This is a genomic window from Enterobacter sp. RHBSTW-00593, from assembly GCF_013784105.1.
In the GTDB taxonomy this organism is placed as follows: domain Bacteria; phylum Pseudomonadota; class Gammaproteobacteria; order Enterobacterales; family Enterobacteriaceae; genus Enterobacter; species Enterobacter ludwigii.
On the sequence record NZ_CP056393.1, the window covers coordinates 4675075 to 4698692 of the forward strand.

Below are 23618 nucleotides of genomic sequence, written 5' to 3' on the forward strand. Positions count from 1 at the left end.
CGAGGCTTCCTGCCCTATCAAATTTCATTTACATGCTAAATCTGATGTTCTTTAATTTCAATGTTAGGTTTATTTCTACGCTTTCGCTAGTAAACTGAGATACAGAGAAATTAAACGAAAAGAGGGACACCGTGGACTCCATATTTTCTATTGGCATCCAGTCATTATGGGACGAATTGAGCCACATGCCAGTCGGAGGAGTCTGGTGGATTAATACGGATCGTAATGAAGATGCTATCAGTCTGGTAAACAAGACAATTGCCGCTCAGGGCAAGGATTCCCGCGTGGCCGTCGTGAGCATGGGCGAAGAGCCAAAGAAAATTATCACCCTTGAAAACGATCGCGGTCCGCAGACGGTGCGATTATTTTCCATGCCTGCGGAGGCCGATAGTCTATACTTTTTGTCCCGCGACATTCAGTGCTCTATTGATCCGGATCACTATCTGGTGATTCTGAAATGCTCAAATAACGCCCTGCAAAATATCCCTGCTGAAAAACTACTGCCCTGGCTGGAAAAAATCAATAAATGGGCAAAATTTCAAAATTGCACGCTATTGATAGTCAATCCTGGCAGTAATAACGACAAACTGTTTTCCCTTTTAATGGGCGAATATCGCTCCCTGTTTGGTCTGGCGAGTCTTCGGAACCAGGCAGACAGCTATCTCTACGATATTGCGTTCTGGTGTAATGAAAAAGGCGTAAGCGCCAGACAACAGCTCACCCTTAAACATATTGAGGGCGAATGGCACCTGGCGCAGCAGGAAGAAACCGTGGTGCAACCGCGCAGCGATGAAAAACGAATCCTGAGCCATATTGCCGTTTTAGAGGGGGCGCCTGCGCTCTCGGAAAATTGGTCGTTATTTGATTCTAACGAAGCGCTTTTTAATGAAGCTCGCACAACCCAGGCAGCAACCATTGTTTTTTCGCTCATGCAAAATAACCAGATTGAAACGCTGGCGCGACAGATCCACACCTTACGTCGCCAGCGCGGAAGCGCCTTAAAAATAGTGGTGCGCGAAAATAACACCAGCCTTCGCGCCACGGATGAGCGCCTGCTTCTGGGCTGCGGTGCCAATATGGTGATTCCGTGGAATGCGCCGTTATCACGCTGCCTGACGCTTCTCGAAAGCGTTCAGGGCCAGCAGTTCAACCGTCACGTACCGGAAGATATCTCCACCCTGCTCTCCATGACGCAGCCGATGAAGCTGCGCGGATACCAGAAATGGGATACCTTCTGCGACGCCGTCGGCAACATGATGAGCAACACGCTGCTTCCTGCAGACGGGAAAGGGGTGATGGTTGCCCTGCGCCCGGTACCGGGTATCCGCGTTGAACAGGCGCTCACGTTATGCCGCCCGAACCGCACAGGAGACATTATGACCATTGGCGACAACCGCCTGGTGCTGTTCTTGTCTTTCTGCCGGATAAACGATCTTGATACCGCCCTTAACCATATCTTCCCGCTGCCAACCGGGGATATTTTCTCAAACCGTATGATCTGGTTCGAAGATAATTCTATCAGTGCAGAGCTGGTGCAGATGCGCGCCCTCGAGCCTGAACAATGGGCGAAACCGCTCACCGTGAAGAGCGATGCCAAACCGATTCTCAACGCCCGACATGACGGACACGTCTGGCGGCGAATACCGGAACCCCTTCGCCTGTTAACTGAGAATGGGGAGAACGCACCATCATGAATATCAGCGATATCATTCAACTGGTCGTATTCTGTGCGCTGATCTTTTTCCCGCTTGGCTACTATGCACGCCATTCCATACGCCGTATCCGCGATACGGCCAGAGTGCTGTTTGTAAAACCTCGCTATGTAAAACCAGCCGGAACACTGACACGGGCATCACACGTCAAGGCAGACCGAAAACATGACTAATTCTACCTATACCGCTTCGTCACCATCGCCGCTCTGGCAATACTGGCGCGGCCTTTCCGGCTGGAACTTCTACTTTCTGGTGAAGTTTGGTCTGCTGTGGGCAGGCTATCTGAATTTCCATCCCCTGCTCAACCTGGTGTTTATGGCTTTCCTGCTGATGCCTTTGCCCAATATCAGGCTGCATCGCTTGCGTCACTGGATTGCTATCCCTGTCGGCTTTGCTCTGTTCTGGCATGACACCTGGCTGCCGGGACCGGACAGCATTATGAGTCAGGGTTCGCAGGTGGCAGGGTTTAGCGCCAGCTATGTCCTTGACCTGACCGAGCGCTTTATTAACTGGCAAATGATAGGTGCCGTCTTTGTGCTGCTGGTGGCCTGGCTGTTCCTGTCACAATGGATCCGCGTCACGGTATTTGTCGTCGCCATTATGATCTGGCTGAACGTGCTGACGCTTGCGGGTCCAGACTTCTCCCTGTGGCCCGCGGGTCAACCCACGACCACGGTGACCACTACCGGGGGAAGTGCAGCGGCAACCGTCACGACGGCAGGTGATACGCCTGTGGTCGGCGATATCCCGACGCAGACCGCACCGCCGACGTCCACTAACCTGAACGCCTGGCTCTCCAGCTTCTATACCGCGGAAGATAAACGTCAGACCAAATTCCCGGAAGCCCTGCCGGCGGATGCTCAGCCGTTTGAGCTGCTGGTGATCAACATCTGTTCCCTCTCCTGGGCTGACGTCGATGCCGCGGGTTTGATGTCTCACCCGCTGTGGTCCCATTTCGACATCCAGTTTAAAGACTTTAACTCTGCCACCTCGTACAGCGGCCCGGCAGCAATTCGCCTGCTTCGCGCAAGCTGCGGTCAGACATCGCATAAGAACCTGTATCAACCCGCCGGCAACCAGTGTTATCTGTTCGATAACCTCTCAAAACTGGGCTTCACGCAGCATCTGATGCTGGGACATAACGGCCAGTTCGGTAACTTCCTGAAAGAGGTACGCGAACAGGGTGGTATGCAGGCACAGCTGATGGATCAAACCGGACTGCCGGTCACTCTGCTGGGCTTTGACGGTTCACCTGTTTATGACGATACCGCCGTGCTGCAACGCTGGCTGAAGACCATCGAAAAAGACAGTAATCCGCGCAGTGCAACGTTCTACAACACGCTGCCGCTTCACGATGGTAACCACTTCCCTGGCGTGAGCAAAACGGCCGATTATAAAGTTCGTGCGCAGAAATTCTTCGATGAACTGGACGCGTTCTTTACGGAGCTGGATAAATCGGGCCGTAAAGTGATGGTGGTTGTGGTACCTGAACACGGCGCCGCGCTGAAAGGCGACAGAATGCAGGTGTCAGGTCTGCGTGATATCCCTAGCCCGTCTATTACCAACGTACCGGCAGGCATTAAATTCTTTGGTATGAAGGCACCTCATCAGGGCGCACCGATTGAGATCGCTCAGCCAACCAGCTATCTGGCCATTTCAGAACTGGTTGCCCGCGCGGTTGACGGCAAACTGTTTGTGGAAGACAGCGTGAACTGGGATCAGCTCACCAGTAACCTGCCGCAAACTGCCGAAGTCTCTGAGAACGCGAACGCGGTCGTGATTCAGTATCAGAACAAACCATACGTTCGCCTGAACGGTGGAGACTGGGTACCTTATCCGCAGTAAACCGCATTTCCCTCTCCCCCCAGGGGAGAGGGCTCACCCGTTCCGTTATGGCTGCTCAGCAAGCCATACAAGCATTTTCAGGCTTGCGGAGTAGTAATCATCCTTTGCAGTGATCTCGGGTTCTCCGGATGGCTGTCCCATCGTTAAATCACGTACCGCCAGCAGCCCCCCTTCCATCATGTAAGGCGCATATTCATTGGTCGTCACGTTTACCCATGCGGGAGTTTGTTCGCGGGGGAACTGACCGAACCAGGCTCGCCACGGCGTTAACAGCGGGCTCTTCTTATCAGACCAGGCCAGGTAAAGTGGAATGCGGATCGCGTCGTAGCTCATCCGTGGCGGCCAGGCTTTGGCCGGGGACAGCGTGCCCGTAGAGCCCAGTGAGACCCAGTCCGTGGGAAGTCTGGCTTTACCCGATCCCATTTTTGCCAGCAAGCGATGGCCATCCTGAATCAACTTGCCCCAGACCGGCGAATGGCTGCGGCTGGCAAAGGCCTGCCAGGCCGGGAAGACGAAATAAGAGGGGTTTAGCACGATCTCACCGTCGAGGGTAAACCCCTTAACGCCGGGCAGCATCACGCGGTAACCCGCATAACGGGTCACGGTGTGGCTAATGAGTGCTTTCGTTATCGCATCCGATGCGGCGCTGTACTGTTTGTCATGCCAGCGCGTATCCGCTTTCAACAGCGCCCAGGCAATAAGGACATCGCCATCGGCGGCGTTATTTTTGTCAGCAATCGGGTTGGACTCGGCAGGGTTATAACGCCAGTAAAACAGACCATTTTCTTTGTTCTTCAGCGTACTGTCAGTCCATTTCCAGAGCTTATCGAACGTGGTTTTATCGTCGTTAGCCACCGCCATCAGCATGGCGAAGCCCTGGCCTTCAGTATGCGAAACATTACCGTTGCCGGTATCGACAATCCGCCCTTCCGGCGTAAAGAAGCGTGCTTTGTAACTCTCCCAGGCCTGGCACGCCTGAGAGAGGGGGGAGAACAGTAAACTCATCATGACGGCCAGAGCGGCGCATGCGGGTTTTCGCATAATGGGTTATTCCGCGCTGCGCAGTGAAATCTCACCGCCCACCCAGGGTTTGATCACGCCATCCTGCTCCAGGAGCAACGCGCCCTGTGCGTCGATGCCGCGGGAAATACCGTAGATCTCTTTATCACCAATCAGCAATTTCACCGGACGGTTAATAAAGTTATCCAGCTTTTCCCAACGGGACAGGAAGGATGCCAGCCCCTCTTGTTCAAAGAGCGAAAGCGAACTGCGTAATTCTTTAATCATACGCACGGCAAGGGTGTTGCGATCGATGGTGATCCCCGCTTCCTGCAGGTTGGTCCACGCCTGATTCACCACGTCATTTTGTACATTGCGCATCACCATATTGAGGCCTGCACCAATGACAATTTGCGCCGCGTCGCCTGTTTTACCCGTTAATTCAACGAGAATACCGGCAAGTTTACGATCGTTCAGATAAAGATCGTTTGGCCATTTCACCCGCACCTTATCAGCACCCAGATCGTGCAGCACTTCCGCCATCACAATCCCGATGACCAGACTCAGGCCAACAGCAGCAGCGGGACCCTGCTCCAGACGCCAGTACATGGAGAGATAGAGGTTGGCACCAAATGGCGAAAACCACTTGCGGCCTCGACGGCCACGCCCGGCCTGCTGGTACTCGGCTACACAGGCATCCCCGGAAGATAATTCGCTGAGTCGATCCATAAGGTACTGGTTGGTCGAATCGATCACCGGCAAGACCGCAACATTGCCATGCTCTACCTGGCTGCGGATCAGCGCTTCATTCAGCAGTTGAATCGGCTCCGGCAGGCTGTAGCCTTTTCCGGGTACCGTAAAGACATCGACACCCCAGTCGCGGAGGGTCTGGATATGCTTGTTAATGGCGGCACGGCTCATGCCCAGGTGTTCACCCAGCTGCTCGCCGGAATGGAATTCACCGTCGGCAAGAATGCTTATCAGGGTTAAAGGGATAGTATTGTCCTTCACGCGATAACCTCCACGGCATTCACTTCACCCGTACGGCCAATGAAGCGGACCTCTGGCTCCAGCCAGACGTTAAATTTTTCGCCCACTTGCTGACGGACGTGATGGGCCAACTGGACAACATCCTCGCTGGTCGCATCGTTTTGATTAATCAGCACCAGAGCCTGCTGGCGATGAACGGCCGCACCGCCCACGGAGGCGCCTTTTAACTGACATTGATCGATAAGCCAGCCCGCGGCCAGCTTCACGCTACCATCCGCCTGTGGGTAATGGGGTGCGGCAGGCCAACCTGCAAGAAACGCTTGTGCGTTTTCGCTGCTGATAACCGGGTTTTTGAAGAAGCTTCCCGCATTTCCATTCACTTTAGGATCAGGAAGTTTGGTCGTGCGCATATGGCACACCGAGTCAAAGACGTCACGGGCAGTCGCCGTTTCGGGATCGAGACGCGTTAAATCACCGTAGGTCAGCACCGGCTGCCAGTTTTTTGCCAGACGCAGGCCTACGGCGACAATCACGTAGCGATCCTGATATTCATGCTTGAAAATACTGTCACGGTAGCCAAAACGGCACTGTTCAGCGGTTAAACGCTGAGCCGCGCCGGTCGCCAGCTCAATACAATCGACGTATTCACAAACGTGTTTCAGTTCGATGCCATAGGCACCGATATTTTGAATGGGGGATGATCCGGCGCAGCCAGGGATAAGGGCAAGGTTTTCCAGTCCTGGCATCCCTTTGTCCAGGGTGTATTGCACCAGATGATGCCAGTTTTCACCGGCGCCAACGTGCAGATGCCAGCTATCGGCGCGCTCTTCCACATCAATTCCCATGATGCGGTTAACGATCACCGTTCCCGCAAAATCATCGAGAAACAGGACATTACTTCCTTCGCCCAGAATCAGTACAGGTTCGTCTTGTTCTGTTGCGCTTTGCCAGGCATCCAGCAGCTGCTGTGCAGTATCGGCACGTACAATTTTATTAGCATTACGTTGAATGCCAAAGGTATTCCAGGGCTTAAGGGAGTGATTCATAGACGCTATCCTGAGACAAAAACCGGGATAGTTTACCGTATATACGGGGGGATAGGTGATTAGTTTAGAGCAACGAGGAAGGGATAAAAACGCAAAAAGGCCATCCTTTCGGATGGCCTCTTCACTTATTTGATGCCTGGCAGTTCCCTACTCTCACATGGGGAGACCCCACACTACCATCGGCGCTACGGCGTTTCACTTCTGAGTTCGGCATGGGGTCAGGTGGGACCACCGCGCTAAAGCCGCCAGGCAAATTCTGTAATCTGTATCAGCTGAAAATCGTCTCTCACCGCCAAAACATCTTCGGCGTTGTAAGGTTAAGCCTCACGGTTCATTAGTATCGGTTAGCTCAACGCATCGCTGCGCTTACACACCCGACCTATCAACGTCGTAGTCTTCAACGTTCCTTCAGGAGACTTAAAGTCTCAGGGAGAACTCATCTCGGGGCAAGTTTCGTGCTTAGATGCTTTCAGCACTTATCTCTTCCGCATTTAGCTACCGGGCAGTGCCATTGGCATGACAACCCGAACACCAGTGATGCGTCCACTCCGGTCCTCTCGTACTAGGAGCAGCCCCCCTCAATTCTCCAGCGCCCACGGCAGATAGGGACCGAACTGTCTCACGACGTTCTAAACCCAGCTCGCGTACCACTTTAAATGGCGAACAGCCATACCCTTGGGACCTACTTCAGCCCCAGGATGTGATGAGCCGACATCGAGGTGCCAAACACCGCCGTCGATATGAACTCTTGGGCGGTATCAGCCTGTTATCCCCGGAGTACCTTTTATCCGTTGAGCGATGGCCCTTCCATTCAGAACCACCGGATCACTATGACCTGCTTTCGCACCTGCTCGAGCCGTCACTCTCGCAGTCAAGCTAGCTTATGCCATTGCACTAACCTCCTGATGTCCGACCAGGATTAGCTAACCTTCGTGCTCCTCCGTTACTCTTTGGGAGGAGACCGCCCCAGTCAAACTACCCACCAGACACTGTCCGCAACCCGGATCACGGGTCTACGTTAGAACACCAGCCATTAAAGGGTGGTATTTCAAGGTTGGCTCCACGCAGACTGGCGTCCACGCTTCAAAGCCTCCCACCTATCCTACACATCAAGGACCAGTGTTCAGTGTCAAGCTATAGTAAAGGTTCACGGGGTCTTTCCGTCTTGCCGCGGGTACACTGCATCTTCACAGCGAGTTCAATTTCACTGAGTCTCGGGTGGAGACAGCCTGGCCATCATTACGCCATTCGTGCAGGTCGGAACTTACCCGACAAGGAATTTCGCTACCTTAGGACCGTTATAGTTACGGCCGCCGTTTACCGGGGCTTCGATCAAGAGCTTCGCGTTGCCGCTAACCCCATCAATTAACCTTCCGGCACCGGGCAGGCGTCACACCGTATACGTCCACTTTCGTGTTTGCACAGTGCTGTGTTTTTAATAAACAGTTGCAGCCAGCTGGTATCTTCGACTGATTTCAGCTCCACCCGCAGGGGCTTCACCTACATATCAGCGTGCCTTCTCCCGAAGTTACGGCACCATTTTGCCTAGTTCCTTCACCCGAGTTCTCTCAAGCGCCTTGGTATTCTCTACCTGACCACCTGTGTCGGTTTGGGGTACGATTTGATGTTACCTGATGCTTAGAGGCTTTTCCTGGAAGCAGGGCATTTGTTACTTCAGCACCGTAGTGCCTCGTCATCACACCTCAGCGTTAACAAGGAACCGGATTTACCTGGAACCTCCGCCTACATGCTTAAACCGGGACAACCGTCGCCCGGCTAACATAGCCTTCTCCGTCCCCCCTTCGCAGTAACACCAAGTACAGGAATATTAACCTGTTTCCCATCGACTACGCCTTTCGGCCTCGCCTTAGGGGTCGACTCACCCTGCCCCGATTAACGTTGGACAGGAACCCTTGGTCTTCCGGCGAGCGGGCTTTTCACCCGCTTTATCGTTACTTATGTCAGCATTCGCACTTCTGATACCTCCAGCACCCCTCACAGGACACCTTCAACGGCTTACAGAACGCTCCCCTACCCAACAACACATAGTGTCGCTGCCGCAGCTTCGGTGCATGGTTTAGCCCCGTTACATCTTCCGCGCAGGCCGACTCGACCAGTGAGCTATTACGCTTTCTTTAAATGATGGCTGCTTCTAAGCCAACATCCTGGCTGTCTGTGCCTTCCCACATCGTTTCCCACTTAACCATGACTTTGGGACCTTAGCTGGCGGTCTGGGTTGTTTCCCTCTTCACGACGGACGTTAGCACCCGCCGTGTGTCTCCCGTGATAACATTCTTCGGTATTCGTAGTTTGCATCGGGTTGGTAAGCCGGGATGGCCCCCTAGCCGAAACAGTGCTCTACCCCCGAAGATGAATTCACGAGGCGCTACCTAAATAGCTTTCGGGGAGAACCAGCTATCTCCCGGTTTGATTGGCCTTTCACCCCCAGCCACAAGTCATCCGCTAATTTTTCAACATTAGTCGGTTCGGTCCTCCAGTTAGTGTTACCCAACCTTCAACCTGCCCATGGCTAGATCACCGGGTTTCGGGTCTATACCCTGCAACTTAACGCCCAGTTAAGACTCGGTTTCCCTTCGGCTCCCCTATACGGTTAACCTTGCTACAGAATATAAGTCGCTGACCCATTATACAAAAGGTACGCAGTCACCCCATAAAAGAGGCTCCCACTGCTTGTACGTACACGGTTTCAGGTTCTTTTTCACTCCCCTCGCCGGGGTTCTTTTCGCCTTTCCCTCACGGTACTGGTTCACTATCGGTCAGTCAGGAGTATTTAGCCTTGGAGGATGGTCCCCCCATATTCAGACAGGATACCACGTGTCCCGCCCTACTCTTCGAGTTCACAGCCTGTGTGCTTTCGTGTACGGGACTGTCACCCTGTACCGTGCGACTTTCCAGACGCTTCCACTAACACACAAGCTGATTCAGACTCTGGGCTGCTCCCCGTTCGCTCGCCGCTACTGGGGGAATCTCGGTTGATTTCTTTTCCTCGGGGTACTTAGATGTTTCAGTTCCCCCGGTTCGCCTCGTTAACCTATGTATTCAGTTAACGATAGTGTGACGAATCACACTGGGTTTCCCCATTCGGACATCGCCGGGTCAAAGGTTCATATCACCTCGCCGGCGCTTTTCGCAGATTAGCACGTCCTTCATCGCCTCTGACTGCCAGGGCATCCACCGTGTACGCTTAGTCGCTTAACCTCACAACCCGAAGATGTTTCTTTCGATTCACCATCGACTTGCGAAAATTTGAGAGACTCGAACACACATAACATGTGTGTCGTTTCAATTTTCAGCTTGATCCAGATTTTTAAAGAGCAAAACTTCGCAGTGCACCTTTTCAGGTTCACTCTGAAGTTTTCTTGTTTTCGCAGTAAAAGATGGTGGAGCTATGCGGGATCGAACCGCAGACCTCCTGCGTGCAAAGCAGGCGCTCTCCCAGCTGAGCTATAGCCCCATCGTATGACCAACCTCTTCAAATCTGCATGACAGATTTGGTAGGCCTGAGTGGACTTGAACCACCGACCTCACCCTTATCAGGGGTGCGCTCTAACCACCTGAGCTACAAGCCTGTAGAGGTTTTTTACTGCTGTTTTTCATCAGACAATCTGTGTGGACACTACAAAGGCAGGTTCTTTAAGGTAAGGAGGTGATCCAACCGCAGGTTCCCCTACGGTTACCTTGTTACGACTTCACCCCAGTCATGAATCACAAAGTGGTAAGCGCCCTCCCGAAGGTTAAGCTACCTACTTCTTTTGCAACCCACTCCCATGGTGTGACGGGCGGTGTGTACAAGGCCCGGGAACGTATTCACCGTAGCATTCTGATCTACGATTACTAGCGATTCCGACTTCATGGAGTCGAGTTGCAGACTCCAATCCGGACTACGACGCACTTTATGAGGTCCGCTTGCTCTCGCGAGTTCGCTTCTCTTTGTATGCGCCATTGTAGCACGTGTGTAGCCCTACTCGTAAGGGCCATGATGACTTGACGTCATCCCCACCTTCCTCCAGTTTATCACTGGCAGTCTCCTTTGAGTTCCCGGCCGGACCGCTGGCAACAAAGGATAAGGGTTGCGCTCGTTGCGGGACTTAACCCAACATTTCACAACACGAGCTGACGACAGCCATGCAGCACCTGTCTCAGAGTTCCCGAAGGCACCAAAGCATCTCTGCTAAGTTCTCTGGATGTCAAGAGTAGGTAAGGTTCTTCGCGTTGCATCGAATTAAACCACATGCTCCACCGCTTGTGCGGGCCCCCGTCAATTCATTTGAGTTTTAACCTTGCGGCCGTACTCCCCAGGCGGTCGACTTAACGCGTTAGCTCCGGAAGCCACGCCTCAAGGGCACAACCTCCAAGTCGACATCGTTTACGGCGTGGACTACCAGGGTATCTAATCCTGTTTGCTCCCCACGCTTTCGCACCTGAGCGTCAGTCTTTGTCCAGGGGGCCGCCTTCGCCACCGGTATTCCTCCAGATCTCTACGCATTTCACCGCTACACCTGGAATTCTACCCCCCTCTACAAGACTCTAGCCTGCCAGTTTCGAATGCAGTTCCCAGGTTGAGCCCGGGGATTTCACATCCGACTTGACAGACCGCCTGCGTGCGCTTTACGCCCAGTAATTCCGATTAACGCTTGCACCCTCCGTATTACCGCGGCTGCTGGCACGGAGTTAGCCGGTGCTTCTTCTGCGGGTAACGTCAATTGCTGCGGTTATTAACCACAACACCTTCCTCCCCGCTGAAAGTACTTTACAACCCGAAGGCCTTCTTCATACACGCGGCATGGCTGCATCAGGCTTGCGCCCATTGTGCAATATTCCCCACTGCTGCCTCCCGTAGGAGTCTGGACCGTGTCTCAGTTCCAGTGTGGCTGGTCATCCTCTCAGACCAGCTAGGGATCGTCGCCTAGGTGAGCCGTTACCCCACCTACTAGCTAATCCCATCTGGGCACATCTGATGGCAAGAGGCCCGAAGGTCCCCCTCTTTGGTCTTGCGACGTTATGCGGTATTAGCTACCGTTTCCAGTAGTTATCCCCCTCCATCAGGCAGTTTCCCAGACATTACTCACCCGTCCGCCACTCGTCACCCGAGAGCAAGCTCTCTGTGCTACCGTTCGACTTGCATGTGTTAGGCCTGCCGCCAGCGTTCAATCTGAGCCATGATCAAACTCTTCAATTTAAGTTTGATGCTCGTGAATTAAACTTCGTAATGAATTACGTATGTTCACTCAGAGACTTGGTATTCATTTTTTGTCCGAAGACATTAAGAATCCATGTCACTTTGAGTGCCCACACAGATTGTCTGATAAATTGTTAAAGAGCAGTGCCGCTTCGTTTTCGCTGCGGCGCGGGGTGTGCATATTACGCTTTCCCGATTCAGAGTCAAGCATTTATTTTTGCTTTCCTCTATTGGTGTTCATCTCTGAACCCCGCTAACCCGGCGGCGTGTGTGCCGTTGTTCCGTGTCAGTGGAGGCGCATTATAGGGAGTTATTCTGAAGTGACAAGCACAAAATACAAAAAACTTTTCGTTCGCTCACTTTTCAAACTTCACGCCTATTTAAGCCGCGAATCGCCTGATAAATGTGCGATCTCCCGCGCAAAACTGGCGACCTGCAACCAGTCGGTATACACCACCTCTTTGCGCGTATCGGTTTCGCCACCGGTCATCTTCATAATGAGGCGAATCATAAAGCGGTCATACCAGCGATAGCGCGGATAACGCAGCGCGCCGGCAAAGACGGCGCTGATGTCCGGCTGCCACGGAGAGCTCAACAGAAACTTGCGCGTATAGCTGTTGGTCTGCGGCGTACGTTTCTCAGGTTTACGCGCCACCAGATTGACCGAGTAAAAAGCCCCAGGCAGTTTATTGAGCACTGCCGTATGCTTTTTCACAAAACGATCCAGCGCCGGATGGAAATGCCCGTAACGAATAGACGCGCCAATAACCACACGGTCGTAATCCTGCCAGGCTATCTGCTCCGTGCGGTTCAGGTTCACCACATCAGAGTAAATCCCCAGCTCTTTTAATTCTGAAGCCAGATATGAGGCAATCTCACGCGTTTGCCCATCCCGCGTAGAGAAAAGAATAAGTGTTTTCACCGACGACTCCTTACTCGCGCCAGAATGTTGGGGTGAACAGCACCAGCAGCGTAAAGACCTCCAGACGACCAAACAGCATGTTGGCGATGAGGATCCATTTCGCAACCGGGTTCATACTGGCAAAGTTATCCGCCACAACTCCCAGGCCAGGCCCGAGGTTATTCAACGTTGCTACGACGGAAGCAAAGGCAGAGAAATCATCCACCCCCGTCGCGATAATCGCCAGCATACTGACGATGAAGACCAGCGCATAGGCCGAGAAGAACCCCCACACCGCTTCAAGAATACGTTCCGGCAGGGCACGGTTACCCAGTTTGATGCTGTAAACCGCATTCGGGTGGACCAGACGTTTAAGTTCACGGTTCCCCTGCTTAAACAACAGCAGAATACGAATCACCTTCAGGCCACCGCCCGTCGACCCCGCACAACCCCCGATGAACGCAGAACACAGCAGCAGCACCGGCAGGAACAGTGGCCAGCGTGCAATACTGTCCGTTGTAAAACCGGCGGTGGTTGCCATCGACACCACCTGGAAGAACGCCTGATTTAACGTAGTCAACGCGGAGTTATAGACATCGTGGAACCACAACACCACGGTACAGATGATGACCAGCGTAAGCTGGACACCAATGAACATGCGAAACTCCGGGTCACGCCAGTACACCTTCAGGCTACGCCCGCTGAGTAAGGAGAAGTGCAGACCGTAGTTACAGCCGGAAATCAGCAGGAAGATGGCAATGATCGTGTTAATGGTGGGGCTGTCGAAGTAACCCACGCTGGCATCGTGGGTCGAGAACCCGCCGATGGCGATCGTCGCAAAGCTGTGCCCGATAGCGTCGAATGCAGGCATCCCGGCAAACCATAACGCTAACGCACAGGCGACCGTCAGTAAGACATAGATAAGCCACAGGGTTTTCGCCGTCTCGGCTATGCGCGGGCGCATCTTGTTATCTTTCAGTGGGCCCGGCATTTCCGCACGGTAGAGCTGCATCCCCCCGACGCCGAGAATAGGCAGGATGGCCACTGCCAGGACGATGATCCCCATCCCCCCGAACCATTGCAGCATCTGGCGATAAAAGAGAATGGCATGCGGTAAGGAATCCAGCCCGACCAGCGTGGTCGCCCCGGTCGTCGTTAAACCCGAGAACGATTCAAAAAACGCATCCGTGACGGTCAGATTAGGCTGCTCAGAGAAGATAAAGGGTAGCGCACCCACGCTTCCCAGCACTGTCCAGAACAGAACAACAATCAGAAACCCTTCGCGAGATTTCAGCTCACCCTTTTGACGACGGTTTGGCCACCACAGCAGAGAGCCAATCGCCAGCGCGACAAAGAAGGTCTGGGTAAATGCCCGCCCCGCACCGTCCCGGTAGATAAGCGCTACCAGTCCTGGGAGAATCATCGTCCCGGAAAAAAGTATGACCAGCAGTCCAACGATTCGGGTAATGGCACGAAAATGCATCTCTGCCGCTTCCTTTGGTATTCAAAAAAGTGAGGTGGGGATTATTCTTCAATCGGCAGCAATTGCAACGAACCGCGACTAAAATCCGCCAGCTTTGCTGAAAAAGCAGCCAGTTCCGCCTGCGGAAGCGCCACGCGCAGTTGCACCATTGCCTGATAGTCACTGTGCGCGATGACGCCGTTAAACTGCTTTAGCAATGCCTCAATGCCGGATAACTGGCCGTAATCGCACAATAAAGTATATTCGGTGAGCGGCGTTTTGCGGGTGGTAATCAGCATATTCAGTGCCTGCTGAACCCCACCGCCATACGCTTTAACCAGTCCACCCGTGCCTAATAAAATACCGCCGTAGTAGCGAACGACCACGGCGGTGATTTCACCCACGCCGCTGCCCATCAACTGGGAGAGCATGGGTTTACCGGCTGTGCCTGCCGGTTCACCGTCATCGGAAAACCCCAGCTGTTGTGAATCGTTCGGCGGCCCTGCCACCCATGCCACGCAATGGTGACGTGCGTCAGGGTGCTGCGCGCGAACGGACTCAACAAACGCTTTTGCCGCCTCAACGCCGTCGGTATGTGCCAGCAGCGTAATGAATCGACTCTTCTTAATTTCCTCAACAAAGGTGACCGGTTCAGCCGGTATCAGCCAGCTATCCATCAGGCCAGCTTCAGGTCTCGCGTCATATTCTCAATACCGTTTTCGTGGATCACCACGTTGTCTTCGATACGAATACCGCCAAACGGTTTCAGCGCTTCAATTTTGTCCCAGTTGAAGTGCTTGCTGAACGGGCCTTCACGCCATGGCGCTAACAGCGATTCGATAAAGTAGATACCCGGCTCGATGGTCAGCACCATACGCGGCTCAAGAATACGCGTGCAGCGCAGGTAAGGATATTTAGACGGCGCGGCCAGGTGCGTACCGGTATCGTCCTGCATAAAACCGGCAACATCATGAACCTGCAGACCCAGCGGGTGACCAATACCGTGCGGCATGAACGGCCCGGTCAGATCGTTTTCCACCATCGCCTCTTCGCTCATGTCTTTCACGATCTGGTGCTTACGCAGCAGTTTAGCGATGCGCTGATGGAACTGGATGTGGTAATCCACATAGCTGGTTCCCGCTTTCATGGTGCCAATAAGCGCCAGTTGCTCATCGTTAACGTCTTTAATCAACTGTGCAAAATCGGTATCCGCATTTGCCGCCCAGGTGCGGGTCAGGTCGGCCGCATAGCCGTTGTACTCTGCCCCAGCGTCCAACAGGAAACTGCGCAACTCGGATGGCACCTGGTGATCGAGCCTGGTGTAGTGCAGAACGGACGCATGCTCATTCAGCGCGACGATGTTGCTGTAAGGGACATCAGTGTCACGGTGGCCGGTGGCGGTCAGATACGCCTGGTTAATATCGAACTCGCTCATGCCAGACTGGAACGCTTCATGCGCAGCACGGTGACCGTTTACCGCCGTTTTTTGCGCTTCACGCATGCAGTAAAGTTCGTAGTCGGTCTTATAAGCGCGATAGTAGTGCAGATAATCCAGAACCCCTTTCGGATTGAGTTTATCCGCCGGAATATCCAGACCGAGCGCACGCTCAGGAACCGGGCCAATATAAGCAATGTTGCCGCGCCCGGCTGGCAGGAGGCTGCCAATGCCATCGGCTTTTGGTAAAGCGATAACGTCCACTTCTTCCGTCCAGAAGCTGGTCGGCAGCGGCTCAACGTTGTGCCAGTAATCGACAGGCAGATAGAACCACAGTTTCGGCTTGTTCACCCCGTCCACCAGCAACCAGCAATTTGGGACCTGCGTGACCGGCACCCAGGCTTTGAACTGCGGGTTGACCTTAAACGGATACGCATGGTCATCCAGGAAGGTGTTAATCAGCTCTCCGGAGTGGATTAACAGCGCATCCAGCTTAAAGCGCGCCAGTACATCACGGGTACGTTCCTGTAGGGTAACGATATGATTTTTATAAAGCGAAGCCAGTGAGTCCATCTTTCTTCCTTTCATTTTTCTGAGCTCAAGTCATCGCATCTTAGCACACCTGACTCCGACTGCGTGATTTCCACCGACCGTGATCAATGCAGCAATTTCTTAATGAGAAATTTGCATTTTATTAACATAAATCCCACACTCCGTCTCATCTGGTATGACCAGATCCACTTGCTGGATTCAGGAGACTGACATGCTCTACAAAGGCGACACCCTGTACCTCAACTGGCTGGAAGATGGCATTGCCGAACTGGTGTTCGATGCCCCCGGCTCAGTCAACAAGCTTGATACCGCGACGGTGGCCAGTCTTGGCCAGGCGCTGGATGTGCTTGAAAAACAATCTGAATTAAAAGGGCTGCTGCTGCGCTCAAACAAAGCGGCTTTTATTGTCGGTGCAGATATCACCGAATTCCTTTCACTGTTCCAGGTCCCGGAAGAACAGCTGAGCCAGTGGCTGCACTTTGCCAACAGCGTCTTTAATCGTCTGGAAGATCTGCCTGTTCCGACAGTCTCCGCCGTTAACGGCTACGCGCTGGGCGGCGGCTGCGAGTGCGTGCTGGCGACCGACTATCGCCTGGCCACGCCAGACCTGCGCATCGGCCTGCCGGAAACAAAACTGGGCATCATGCCAGGCTTTGGCGGTTCCGTACGTATGCCACGCATGCTGGGTGCCGATAGCGCCCTGGAGATCATCGCCGCCGGTAAAGATGTCGGGGCGGAACAGGCGCAGAAAATAGGCCTGGTGGACGGTGTGGTTAAACCAGAAAAACTGATTGAAGGCTCCCTCGCCATTCTCCATCAGGCCATTAATGGCGACCTCGACTGGAAAGCCAAACGTCAGCCGAAGCTTGAACCGTTGAAACTCAGCAAAATTGAAGCCGCCATGAGCTTCACCATCGCCAAAGGGATGGTGATGCAGACGGCAGGCAAACACTACCCCGCGCCCATTACCGCCGTTAAAACGATTGAAGCCGCGGCCCGCTTTGGCCGTGATGAAGCGCTGAAACTGGAAAACCAAAGCTTTGTTCCGCTGGCGCACACTAATGAAGCTCGCGCACTGGTGGGCATCTTCCTGAACGATCAATTCGTGAAAGGTAAGGCGAAACAGCTGACCAAAAATGTTGAGACGCCAAAACATGCGGCGGTACTCGGTGCAGGCATTATGGGCGGCGGCATCGCTTATCAGTCGGCCTGGAAAGGCGTGCCTGTGGTGATGAAAGACATCAGCGAGAAATCCCTGACGCTGGGCATGACCGAAGCGGCCAAGCTGCTGAATAAACAGCTGGAACGCGGCAAAATTGACGGTCTGAAACTCTCAGGGGTGATCTCGACAATCCACCCGACCCTGGACTATAGCGGTTTCGACCGTGTGGATGTGGTCGTTGAAGCGGTCGTTGAGAACCCGAAAGTCAAAAAAGCGGTGCTGGCGGAAACCGAAGAGAAGGTTCGTCCTGATACCGTACTGGCCTCAAACACCTCCACCATCCCGATTAGCGAACTGGCAGGCGTTCTGAAGCGCCCGGAAAACTTCTGCGGTATGCACTTCTTTAACCCGGTGCACCGTATGCCACTTGTCGAAGTGATCCGTGGGGAAAAAACCTCTGACGAAACGATCGCCAAAGTCGTGGCATGGGCCAGCAAAATGGGCAAAACCCCGATCGTGGTCAACGACTGTCCGGGCTTCTTCGTCAACCGCGTGCTGTTCCCGTACTTCGCCGGTTTCAGCCAGCTCCTGCGCGACGGTGCGGATTTCCGTAAAGTCGACAAAGTGATGGAAAAACAGTTCGGCTGGCCGATGGGTCCAGCGTATCTGCTGGATGTGGTCGGCATTGATACCGCACACCACGCCCAGGCGGTGATGGCGGCAGGCTTCCCGCAACGCATGCAGAAAGATTACCGCGACGCGATTGACGCCCTGTTTGACGCCAGCCGCTTTGGTCAGAAAAACGGCCTGGGCTTCTGGCGCTATAAAGAAGACAGCAAAGGCAAGCCGAAGAAAGAAGAAGACGCGGCGGTGGATGGCCTGCTGGCCGACGTCAGCCAGCCGAAACGTGACTTCACCGACGATGAAATCATCGCCCGAATGATGATTCCAATGATCAACGAAGTGGTGCGTTGCCTGGAAGAAGGCATTATCGCCAGCCCGGCAGAAGCGGATATGGCACTGGTGTACGGCCTCGGCTTCCCTCCGTTCCACGGCGGCGCGTTCCGCTGGCTGGATACGCTCGGCAGCGCCCGTTATCTCGATATGGCTCAGCAGTACCAGCACCTCGGCCCGCTGTATAACGTGCCGGAAGGTCTGCGTAACAAAGCGCGCCATAACGAACCCTATTACCCAGCAGTTGAGCCAGCCCGTCCGGTTGGCGAGCTGAAAACGGCTTAAGGAGTCACAATGGAAAAGGTTGTCATTGTTGATGCGATTCGCACCCCGATGGGCCGTTCAAAAGGCGGTGCATTCCGTAATGTGCGCGCGGAAGACCTCTCCGCGCACCTGATGCGTAGCCTGCTGGCGCGTAACCCGGCACTGGATCCCGCTGCGCTCGACGATATTTACTGGGGCTGTGTACAGCAAACCCTCGAACAGGGCTTTAACATCGCTCGTAACGCTTCGCTGCTGGCGGAGATCCCGCATTCAGTTCCGGCGGTGACCGTTAACCGTCTGTGTGGTTCGTCAATGCAGGCGCTGCACGACGCGGCTCGCATGATCATGACCGGTGATGCACAGGCCTGTCTGGTCGGCGGCGTGGAGCACATGGGCCACGTGCCGATGAGCCACGGGGTTGATTTCCACCCGGGTATGAGCCGTAACGTGGCGAAAGCGGCGGGAATGATGGGCCTGACCGCTGAGATGCTTTCCCGCCTCCACGGCATCAGCCGCGAAATGCAGGATACCTTTGCCGCGCGCTCCCACGCACGCGCCTGGGCCGCAACGCAATCCGGCGCATTTAAGCATGAGATCATCCCAACCGGTGGTCACGATGCTGACGGCGTTTTGAAGCAGTTCAGCTACGATGAAGTGATTCGCCCGGAAACCACTGTAGAAACCCTTTCTACGCTGCGCCCGGCGTTTGACCCGGTCACCGGTACGGTAACGGCAGGCACCTCGTCTGCCCTATCTGACGGGGCCGCCGCGATGCTGGTGATGAGTGAAAGCCGTGCCCGCGAGTTAGGCCTGACGCCTCGCGCCCGGGTGCGTTCGATGGCGGTGGTGGGTTGCGATCCGTCCATTATGGGTTACGGTCCGGTGCCGGCCTCGAAGCTGGCGCTGAAAAAAGCAGGCTTAACCACCAGTGATATCGATCTGTTTGAGATGAACGAAGCCTTTGCCGCGCAGATCCTGCCGTGCATCAAAGATCTGGGCCTAATGGATCAGATAGACGACAAGATTAACCTCAATGGCGGCGCGATCGCCCTCGGTCACCCGCTGGGTTGTTCCGGGGCACGCATCAGCACCACGCTGATTAACCTGATGGAACGCAAAGACGCTCAGTTTGGTCTGGCGACGATGTGTATCGGGCTGGGTCAGGGTATCGCGACGGTATTTGAGCGAGTGTAAATCTTCGAGGGGTTCTTACAGCCAGTGTCGCCAGAACACGGCGGCACGCGAGCGGCGCCCGATGCGCTTACGGAAGTAAGGGATTCGGGTGAGCACGCGCAGCCATCGTAGTTATGGCGCCAGTGGCGAAGAGATAAAGTTTAGTTGCCGTTCTTCCCGCCTGTCAGGGGCGGGTTTTTTATTTAAATGAACGCGAACGCATCGCCGAAGAGACGGTCTTCACGCGCGTCACGTTCGTTGCAGAACAGGTCACGGGCAATTTTCGCCATCTCAAAACGGCCAGCAATATAGATATCATGTCCCGCCAGCGTGCCGTGATCCTGCAGCACCGCCGTCAGTACCGTACCGCTGCGCCCACGCCAGCCCTCTTCAGGCTGCTCCACCACCGGCTCAATGCGCAGGTGTGGATGATTGACGCTTAATGCTTCCAGTTCAGAGAGGTCGTAGAGATGTTTCTCTTCGCGGCCGCCCCAGTAGATGGTGATATCGCGATCCGGGTTACGCGCCAGGGCCGTCAGCAGGATAGAGCGCACATAAGAGAAACCCGTTCCCCCCGCAATCAGGATCAGCGGACGGTCTTCATCTTCACGCAGCCAGGCATCACCGTGAGGAATATCCACCACGATTTCACGTTCTTTCAGAATGCGGTCCATGACGGCCATCGCATACAGGTTAAGCTCAGACGCACCAATATGAAGCTCAATAAATTCCTGCTCTGCTGGCGTAGAAGCCATAGAGAAGGGACGCTTATCACGCTCATCCATCACGACCATCAAGTACTGACCGGCGCGGAAAGAGAATGCCGCTTCAGGTACTAAACGGACGCGATATACGGTGTCGGTGATAGCATCTACCGAGGTCACTTTACAGCTTAAGGTTGTCATTCGCTCTCTCTGTCGTGAAGTCTATAGGGCTTAACGGCCTGTTTCAGGTTTACCGTTATTCATTATGGCCAGTTCATCCCAGATCGCGTCAATACGCGCGGTCACGGCAGGATCTTTTTTGATCGGTCGACCCCATTCACGCTCGGTTTCGCCGGGCCATTTGTTTGTGGCATCCAGTCCCATTTTTGAGCCAAGGCCGGAGACCGGCGAGGCAAAATCCAGATAATCTATCGGCGTGTTTTCGACTAACACCGTATCGCGCGCCGGATCCATTCGCGTAGTAATGGCCCAGATAACGTCATTCCAGTCGCGGGCGTTAACATCATCATCGCAGACAATAACAAATTTGGTATACATAAACTGGCGCAGGAAAGACCATACGCCCATCATCACGCGTTTAGCGTGACCAGGATATTGCTTCTTCATCGTCACCACCGCCAGGCGATACGAACACCCTTCCGGTGGCAGGTAAAAATCAACAATTTCCGGGAACTGCTTTTGCAGGATCGGCACAAACACTTCGTTCAGCGCCACTCCCAGTACCGCCGGTTCATCCGGTGGACGTCCGGTATAGGTGGAGTGGTAAATCGCATCTTCACGCTGGGTGATGTGCGTGACGGTAAACACCGGGAAGTTATCAACTTCGTTGTAATAGCCGGTGTGGTCACCGTATGGCCCTTCCGGTGCCATTTCGCCCTGCTCAAGGTAACCTTCCAGAACGATCTCCGCGCTGGCAGGAACTTCAAGGTCATTAGAAATACACTTCACGACTTCGGTTTTGGTTCCGCGCAGCAGGCCTGCAAAGGCATATTCGGACAGCGTATCCGGCACTGGCGTTACCGCCCCCAGAATCGTGGCCGGATCGGCGCCTAACGCAACGGAAACCGGGAAACGCTCGCCCGGGTGTTCAGCACACCACTCCTGGAAATCCAGGGCGCCGCCACGATGTGACAACCAGCGCATGATGAGCTTATTCTTGCCAATCAGCTGCTGGCGGTAAATACCCAGATTTTGTCGCTCTTTGTGCGGACCACGCGTGACGGTGAGCCCCCAGGTGATAAGCGGCGCAGCATCTTCAGGCCAGCATTGCATGACAGGAATTTTTGTCAGATCCACCGCATCGCCTTCCAGCACTTTCTGCTGACACGGTGCGCCGCGCAGACGTTTGGTTGGCATGTTTAGCACCTGCTTAAACTGCGGCAGTTTATCGAACAGATCGCGGAAACCTTTCGGTGGCTCTGGCTCTTTCAAAAACGCCAGCAGTTTCCCCACTTCACGCAGCGCCGTGACGTCCTCCTGTCCCATCCCCAACGCCACACGGCGCGGTGTACCAAACAGGTTGCACAGCACCGGCATCGAATACCCTTTTGGGTTTTCAAACAGTAAAGCGGGGCCACCGGCACGCAGGGTGCGGTCAGCAATTTCTGTCATTTCCAGATAAGGATCAACAGGAAGTGTAATGCGTTTGAGTTCGCCCTGCTTTTCCAGCAGCGTCAGGAAGTCGCGGAGATCGTGGTATTTCATGCAGTTAGTCATGGCCTCTCTGTAAGCGCTTCATTATACGGCGTAAGCCTGCTTGATGCTGTATTTTTGTTAAATTAGCGTGAACTTATGCATTCTGTTCCCTTTTCCCCCATTATAATCAACTTAGCGATCCCGCCAGGGTTTTGATATGCTTGCGCCCCGAACTAAGGGAAAGAGTGATTATGCAGGCCTGGTATTTACTGTATTGCAAACGCGGGCAACTTCAGCGCGCGCAGGAACATCTTGAACGTCAGTCTGTAAATTGCCTGACACCCGTGATCACGCTTGAAAAAATGCAGCGCGGGAAGCGCACGACCGTCAGTGAGCCATTATTCCCGAACTATCTGTTCGTTGAGTTCGACCCGGAAGTGATTCACACCACGACCATCAGCGCCACACGCGGTGTCAGCCACTTTGTGCGTTTTGGCGCTCACCCGGCCACGGTCCCGTCAACGGTGATTCATCAGCTTTCGGTGTACCAGCAACCTGAAGGCATCACCGATCCGGAAACCCCCTACGCAGGCGACAGCGTCGTCATCACTGAAGGGGCTTTCGAGGGCTTACAGGCGATTTTCGCCGAGCCTGACGGTGAAGCACGCTCCATGCTGTTGCTCAACCTGCTGAATAAGCAGGTATTGCAGAGCGTGAAAAACACCGACTTCCGCAAAGTTTAAACGTCTATCCCGAACAGGCGACGCACGTTGTCATCCGTCTGTGCGCACAGCCAGTGCGGGTCTTCTCCGCGCCAGCGCGCTACGCTCTCAAGAATATGCCCCAGATAGGCCGGTTCGTTACGTCGAGAAGCCGGTTTGGGTTGCATATCTCGCGGCAGCAGATAAGGTGCGTCGGTTTCAACAAGCAAGCGGTCCGCCGGGATCACCGGCAACAGCTCGCGAAGCTCAAGCCCGCGACGTTCATCGCAAACCCAGCCGGTAATGCCCAGATATAACCCGCGTTCCAGACAATCCAGCGCCTCCTGCCGTGAACCGGTAAAGCAGTGCAGTACCGCACCGGGCAGTTTATCGAGCCAGGGTTCCAGTAAGGCGAGGAAGCGCTCATGCGCGTCACGGCAGTGCATAAACACAGGCATTCCAAGCTCCGCCGCCAGGGCGAGCTGGGCGGTGAAGGCGTTTTCCTGTTCGGCTGGTGTGGAAAAGTTACGGTTGAAATCGAGACCACATTCGCCAATGGCCACGACTTCAGGGGTTTTCGCCAGCCTGTGTATGATTTCAGCGCTCTGCGGCGTCCACTGGCTGCTGTCATGAGGATGCACGCCAGCGGTTGACCAGCAGCGATCATAGCGTTGAGCAAGCTGCTGCGCCTGCTCGCTTTCATGCAGGTTGGTTCCCGTCAGGAGCAGCCCTTTCACCCCGGCGGCAAAAGCACGCGCGACGACCTCATCGCAGTCTTTCGCAAACTGCGAGCTGGTCAGGTTGAGTCCGATATCAAACATGCGATTCCCCATAGCACAACCGCCCTGACGGGCGGCTGGTT

16 protein-coding genes, 2 tRNA genes and 3 rRNA genes are annotated in these 23618 nt (G+C 54.3%); 6 read left to right on the forward strand and 15 right to left on the reverse strand.

The features are described 5' to 3' along the window. Positions 1-131 precede the first annotated feature (131 nt). Genes bcsE through bcsG form a run of 3 tightly spaced genes read left to right on the forward strand, consistent with a single transcriptional unit; the run spans position 132 to position 3557 of the window. On the forward strand, positions 132-1694 hold the full coding sequence (bcsE, locus tag HV242_RS22470; protein ID WP_020884480.1) for a cellulose biosynthesis c-di-GMP-binding protein BcsE: 1563 nt from the start codon (positions 132-134) through the stop codon (positions 1692-1694). Beyond that, on the forward strand, positions 1688-1885 hold the full coding sequence (gene bcsF / locus HV242_RS22475) for a cellulose biosynthesis protein BcsF (protein ID WP_025202797.1): 198 nt from the start codon (positions 1688-1690) through the stop codon (positions 1883-1885). Before bcsE ends, bcsF begins: the two co-directional genes overlap by 7 nt. Beyond that, positions 1878-3557, forward strand: a complete 1680-nt coding sequence (bcsG, locus tag HV242_RS22480) for a cellulose biosynthesis protein BcsG (RefSeq protein ID WP_020884479.1) — start codon at positions 1878-1880, stop codon at positions 3555-3557. The genes bcsF and bcsG overlap by 8 nt, the downstream gene beginning before the upstream one ends. Before the next feature lie 45 nt (positions 3558-3602). Here the strand turns inward: bcsG and HV242_RS22485 are convergent, their stop codons facing one another. The 12 genes from HV242_RS22485 to pepQ form a co-directional block, all read right to left on the reverse strand. Next, positions 3603-4598, reverse strand: a complete 996-nt coding sequence (locus HV242_RS22485) for a glycosyl hydrolase family 8 (protein ID WP_050737719.1) — start codon at positions 4596-4598, stop codon at positions 3603-3605. 6 nt (positions 4599-4604) lie between these two features. Next, positions 4605-5567: a bifunctional biotin--[acetyl-CoA-carboxylase] ligase/biotin operon repressor BirA gene (gene birA, locus HV242_RS22490; protein WP_050737720.1), complete on the reverse strand. Its 963-nt coding sequence runs from the start codon at positions 5565-5567 to the stop codon at positions 4605-4607. Next, a complete protein-coding gene (murB, locus tag HV242_RS22495; RefSeq protein WP_050737721.1) occupies positions 5564-6592 on the reverse strand; it encodes a UDP-N-acetylmuramate dehydrogenase in 1029 nt (342 codons plus the stop codon). Before murB ends, birA begins: the two co-directional genes overlap by 4 nt. Positions 6593-6726: 134 nt before the next feature. After that, positions 6727-6842: ribosomal RNA gene (gene rrf, locus HV242_RS22500) — 5S ribosomal RNA — on the reverse strand. A gap of 63 nt (positions 6843-6905) precedes the next feature. Beyond that, positions 6906-9811: ribosomal RNA gene (locus tag HV242_RS22505) — 23S ribosomal RNA — on the reverse strand. 180 nt (positions 9812-9991) lie between these two features. Then, positions 9992-10067, reverse strand: a tRNA-Ala gene (locus HV242_RS22510). Positions 10068-10105: 38 nt separating this feature from the next. Next, positions 10106-10182: transfer RNA gene (locus HV242_RS22515), tRNA-Ile, on the reverse strand. Between the two features lie 70 nt (positions 10183-10252). After that, positions 10253-11792: ribosomal RNA gene (locus HV242_RS22520) — 16S ribosomal RNA — on the reverse strand. Together the 16S, 23S and 5S rRNA genes with 2 tRNA genes alongside form the textbook arrangement of a ribosomal RNA operon. A 376-nt stretch (positions 11793-12168) precedes the next feature. Next, a complete protein-coding gene (gene hemG, locus HV242_RS22525) occupies positions 12169-12714 on the reverse strand; it encodes a menaquinone-dependent protoporphyrinogen IX dehydrogenase (protein ID WP_050737760.1) in 546 nt (181 codons plus the stop codon). A gap of 10 nt (positions 12715-12724) precedes the next feature. Further along, positions 12725-14176, reverse strand: a complete 1452-nt coding sequence (gene trkH, locus HV242_RS22530) for a Trk system potassium transporter TrkH (RefSeq protein WP_025202793.1) — start codon at positions 14174-14176, stop codon at positions 12725-12727. A 41-nt stretch (positions 14177-14217) separates the two neighbouring features. Then, the gene (locus HV242_RS22535) at positions 14218-14832 is read right to left on the reverse strand and encodes an IMPACT family protein (RefSeq protein WP_020882868.1); all 615 of its coding nucleotides are present in this window, start codon (positions 14830-14832) and stop codon (positions 14218-14220) included. Beyond that, positions 14832-16163 (reverse strand): Xaa-Pro dipeptidase, encoded by a 1332-nt coding sequence (gene pepQ, locus HV242_RS22540; protein ID WP_025202792.1) that lies wholly within the window; start codon positions 16161-16163, stop codon positions 14832-14834. The genes HV242_RS22535 and pepQ overlap by 1 nt, the downstream gene beginning before the upstream one ends. A 190-nt stretch (positions 16164-16353) precedes the next feature. Between pepQ and fadB the strand changes: the two genes are divergently transcribed. Both fadB and fadA read left to right on the forward strand, forming a co-directional pair. Beyond that, positions 16354-18543: a fatty acid oxidation complex subunit alpha FadB gene (fadB, locus tag HV242_RS22545; protein ID WP_050737761.1), complete on the forward strand. Its 2190-nt coding sequence runs from the start codon at positions 16354-16356 to the stop codon at positions 18541-18543. 9 nt (positions 18544-18552) lie between these two features. Beyond that, positions 18553-19716 carry an acetyl-CoA C-acyltransferase FadA gene (gene fadA, locus HV242_RS22550; protein ID WP_014172105.1) on the forward strand — a complete coding sequence of 388 codons (1164 nt, stop codon included), beginning with the start codon at positions 18553-18555 and terminating at the stop codon, positions 19714-19716. Positions 19717-19898: 182 nt separating this feature from the next. Here the strand turns inward: fadA and fre are convergent, their stop codons facing one another. Continuing rightward, positions 19899-20600, reverse strand: coding sequence for an NAD(P)H-flavin reductase (gene fre, locus HV242_RS22555; protein ID WP_014172106.1), 702 nt, complete (start codon positions 20598-20600; stop codon positions 19899-19901). A gap of 30 nt (positions 20601-20630) precedes the next feature. Continuing rightward, a complete protein-coding gene (ubiD, locus tag HV242_RS22560; RefSeq protein ID WP_014172107.1) occupies positions 20631-22136 on the reverse strand; it encodes a 4-hydroxy-3-polyprenylbenzoate decarboxylase in 1506 nt (501 codons plus the stop codon). A gap of 170 nt (positions 22137-22306) precedes the next feature. Between ubiD and rfaH the strand changes: the two genes are divergently transcribed. Next, on the forward strand, positions 22307-22798 hold the full coding sequence (rfaH, locus tag HV242_RS22565; RefSeq protein ID WP_020882871.1) for a transcription/translation regulatory transformer protein RfaH: 492 nt from the start codon (positions 22307-22309) through the stop codon (positions 22796-22798). On the opposite strand, the gene tatD is transcribed toward rfaH, so the two are convergent. Next, positions 22795-23577 (reverse strand): 3'-5' ssDNA/RNA exonuclease TatD, encoded by a 783-nt coding sequence (gene tatD / locus HV242_RS22570; protein ID WP_041162905.1) that lies wholly within the window; start codon positions 23575-23577, stop codon positions 22795-22797. The two genes, rfaH and tatD, sit on opposite strands and share 4 nt — an antisense overlap. Positions 23578-23618 lie beyond the last annotated feature (41 nt).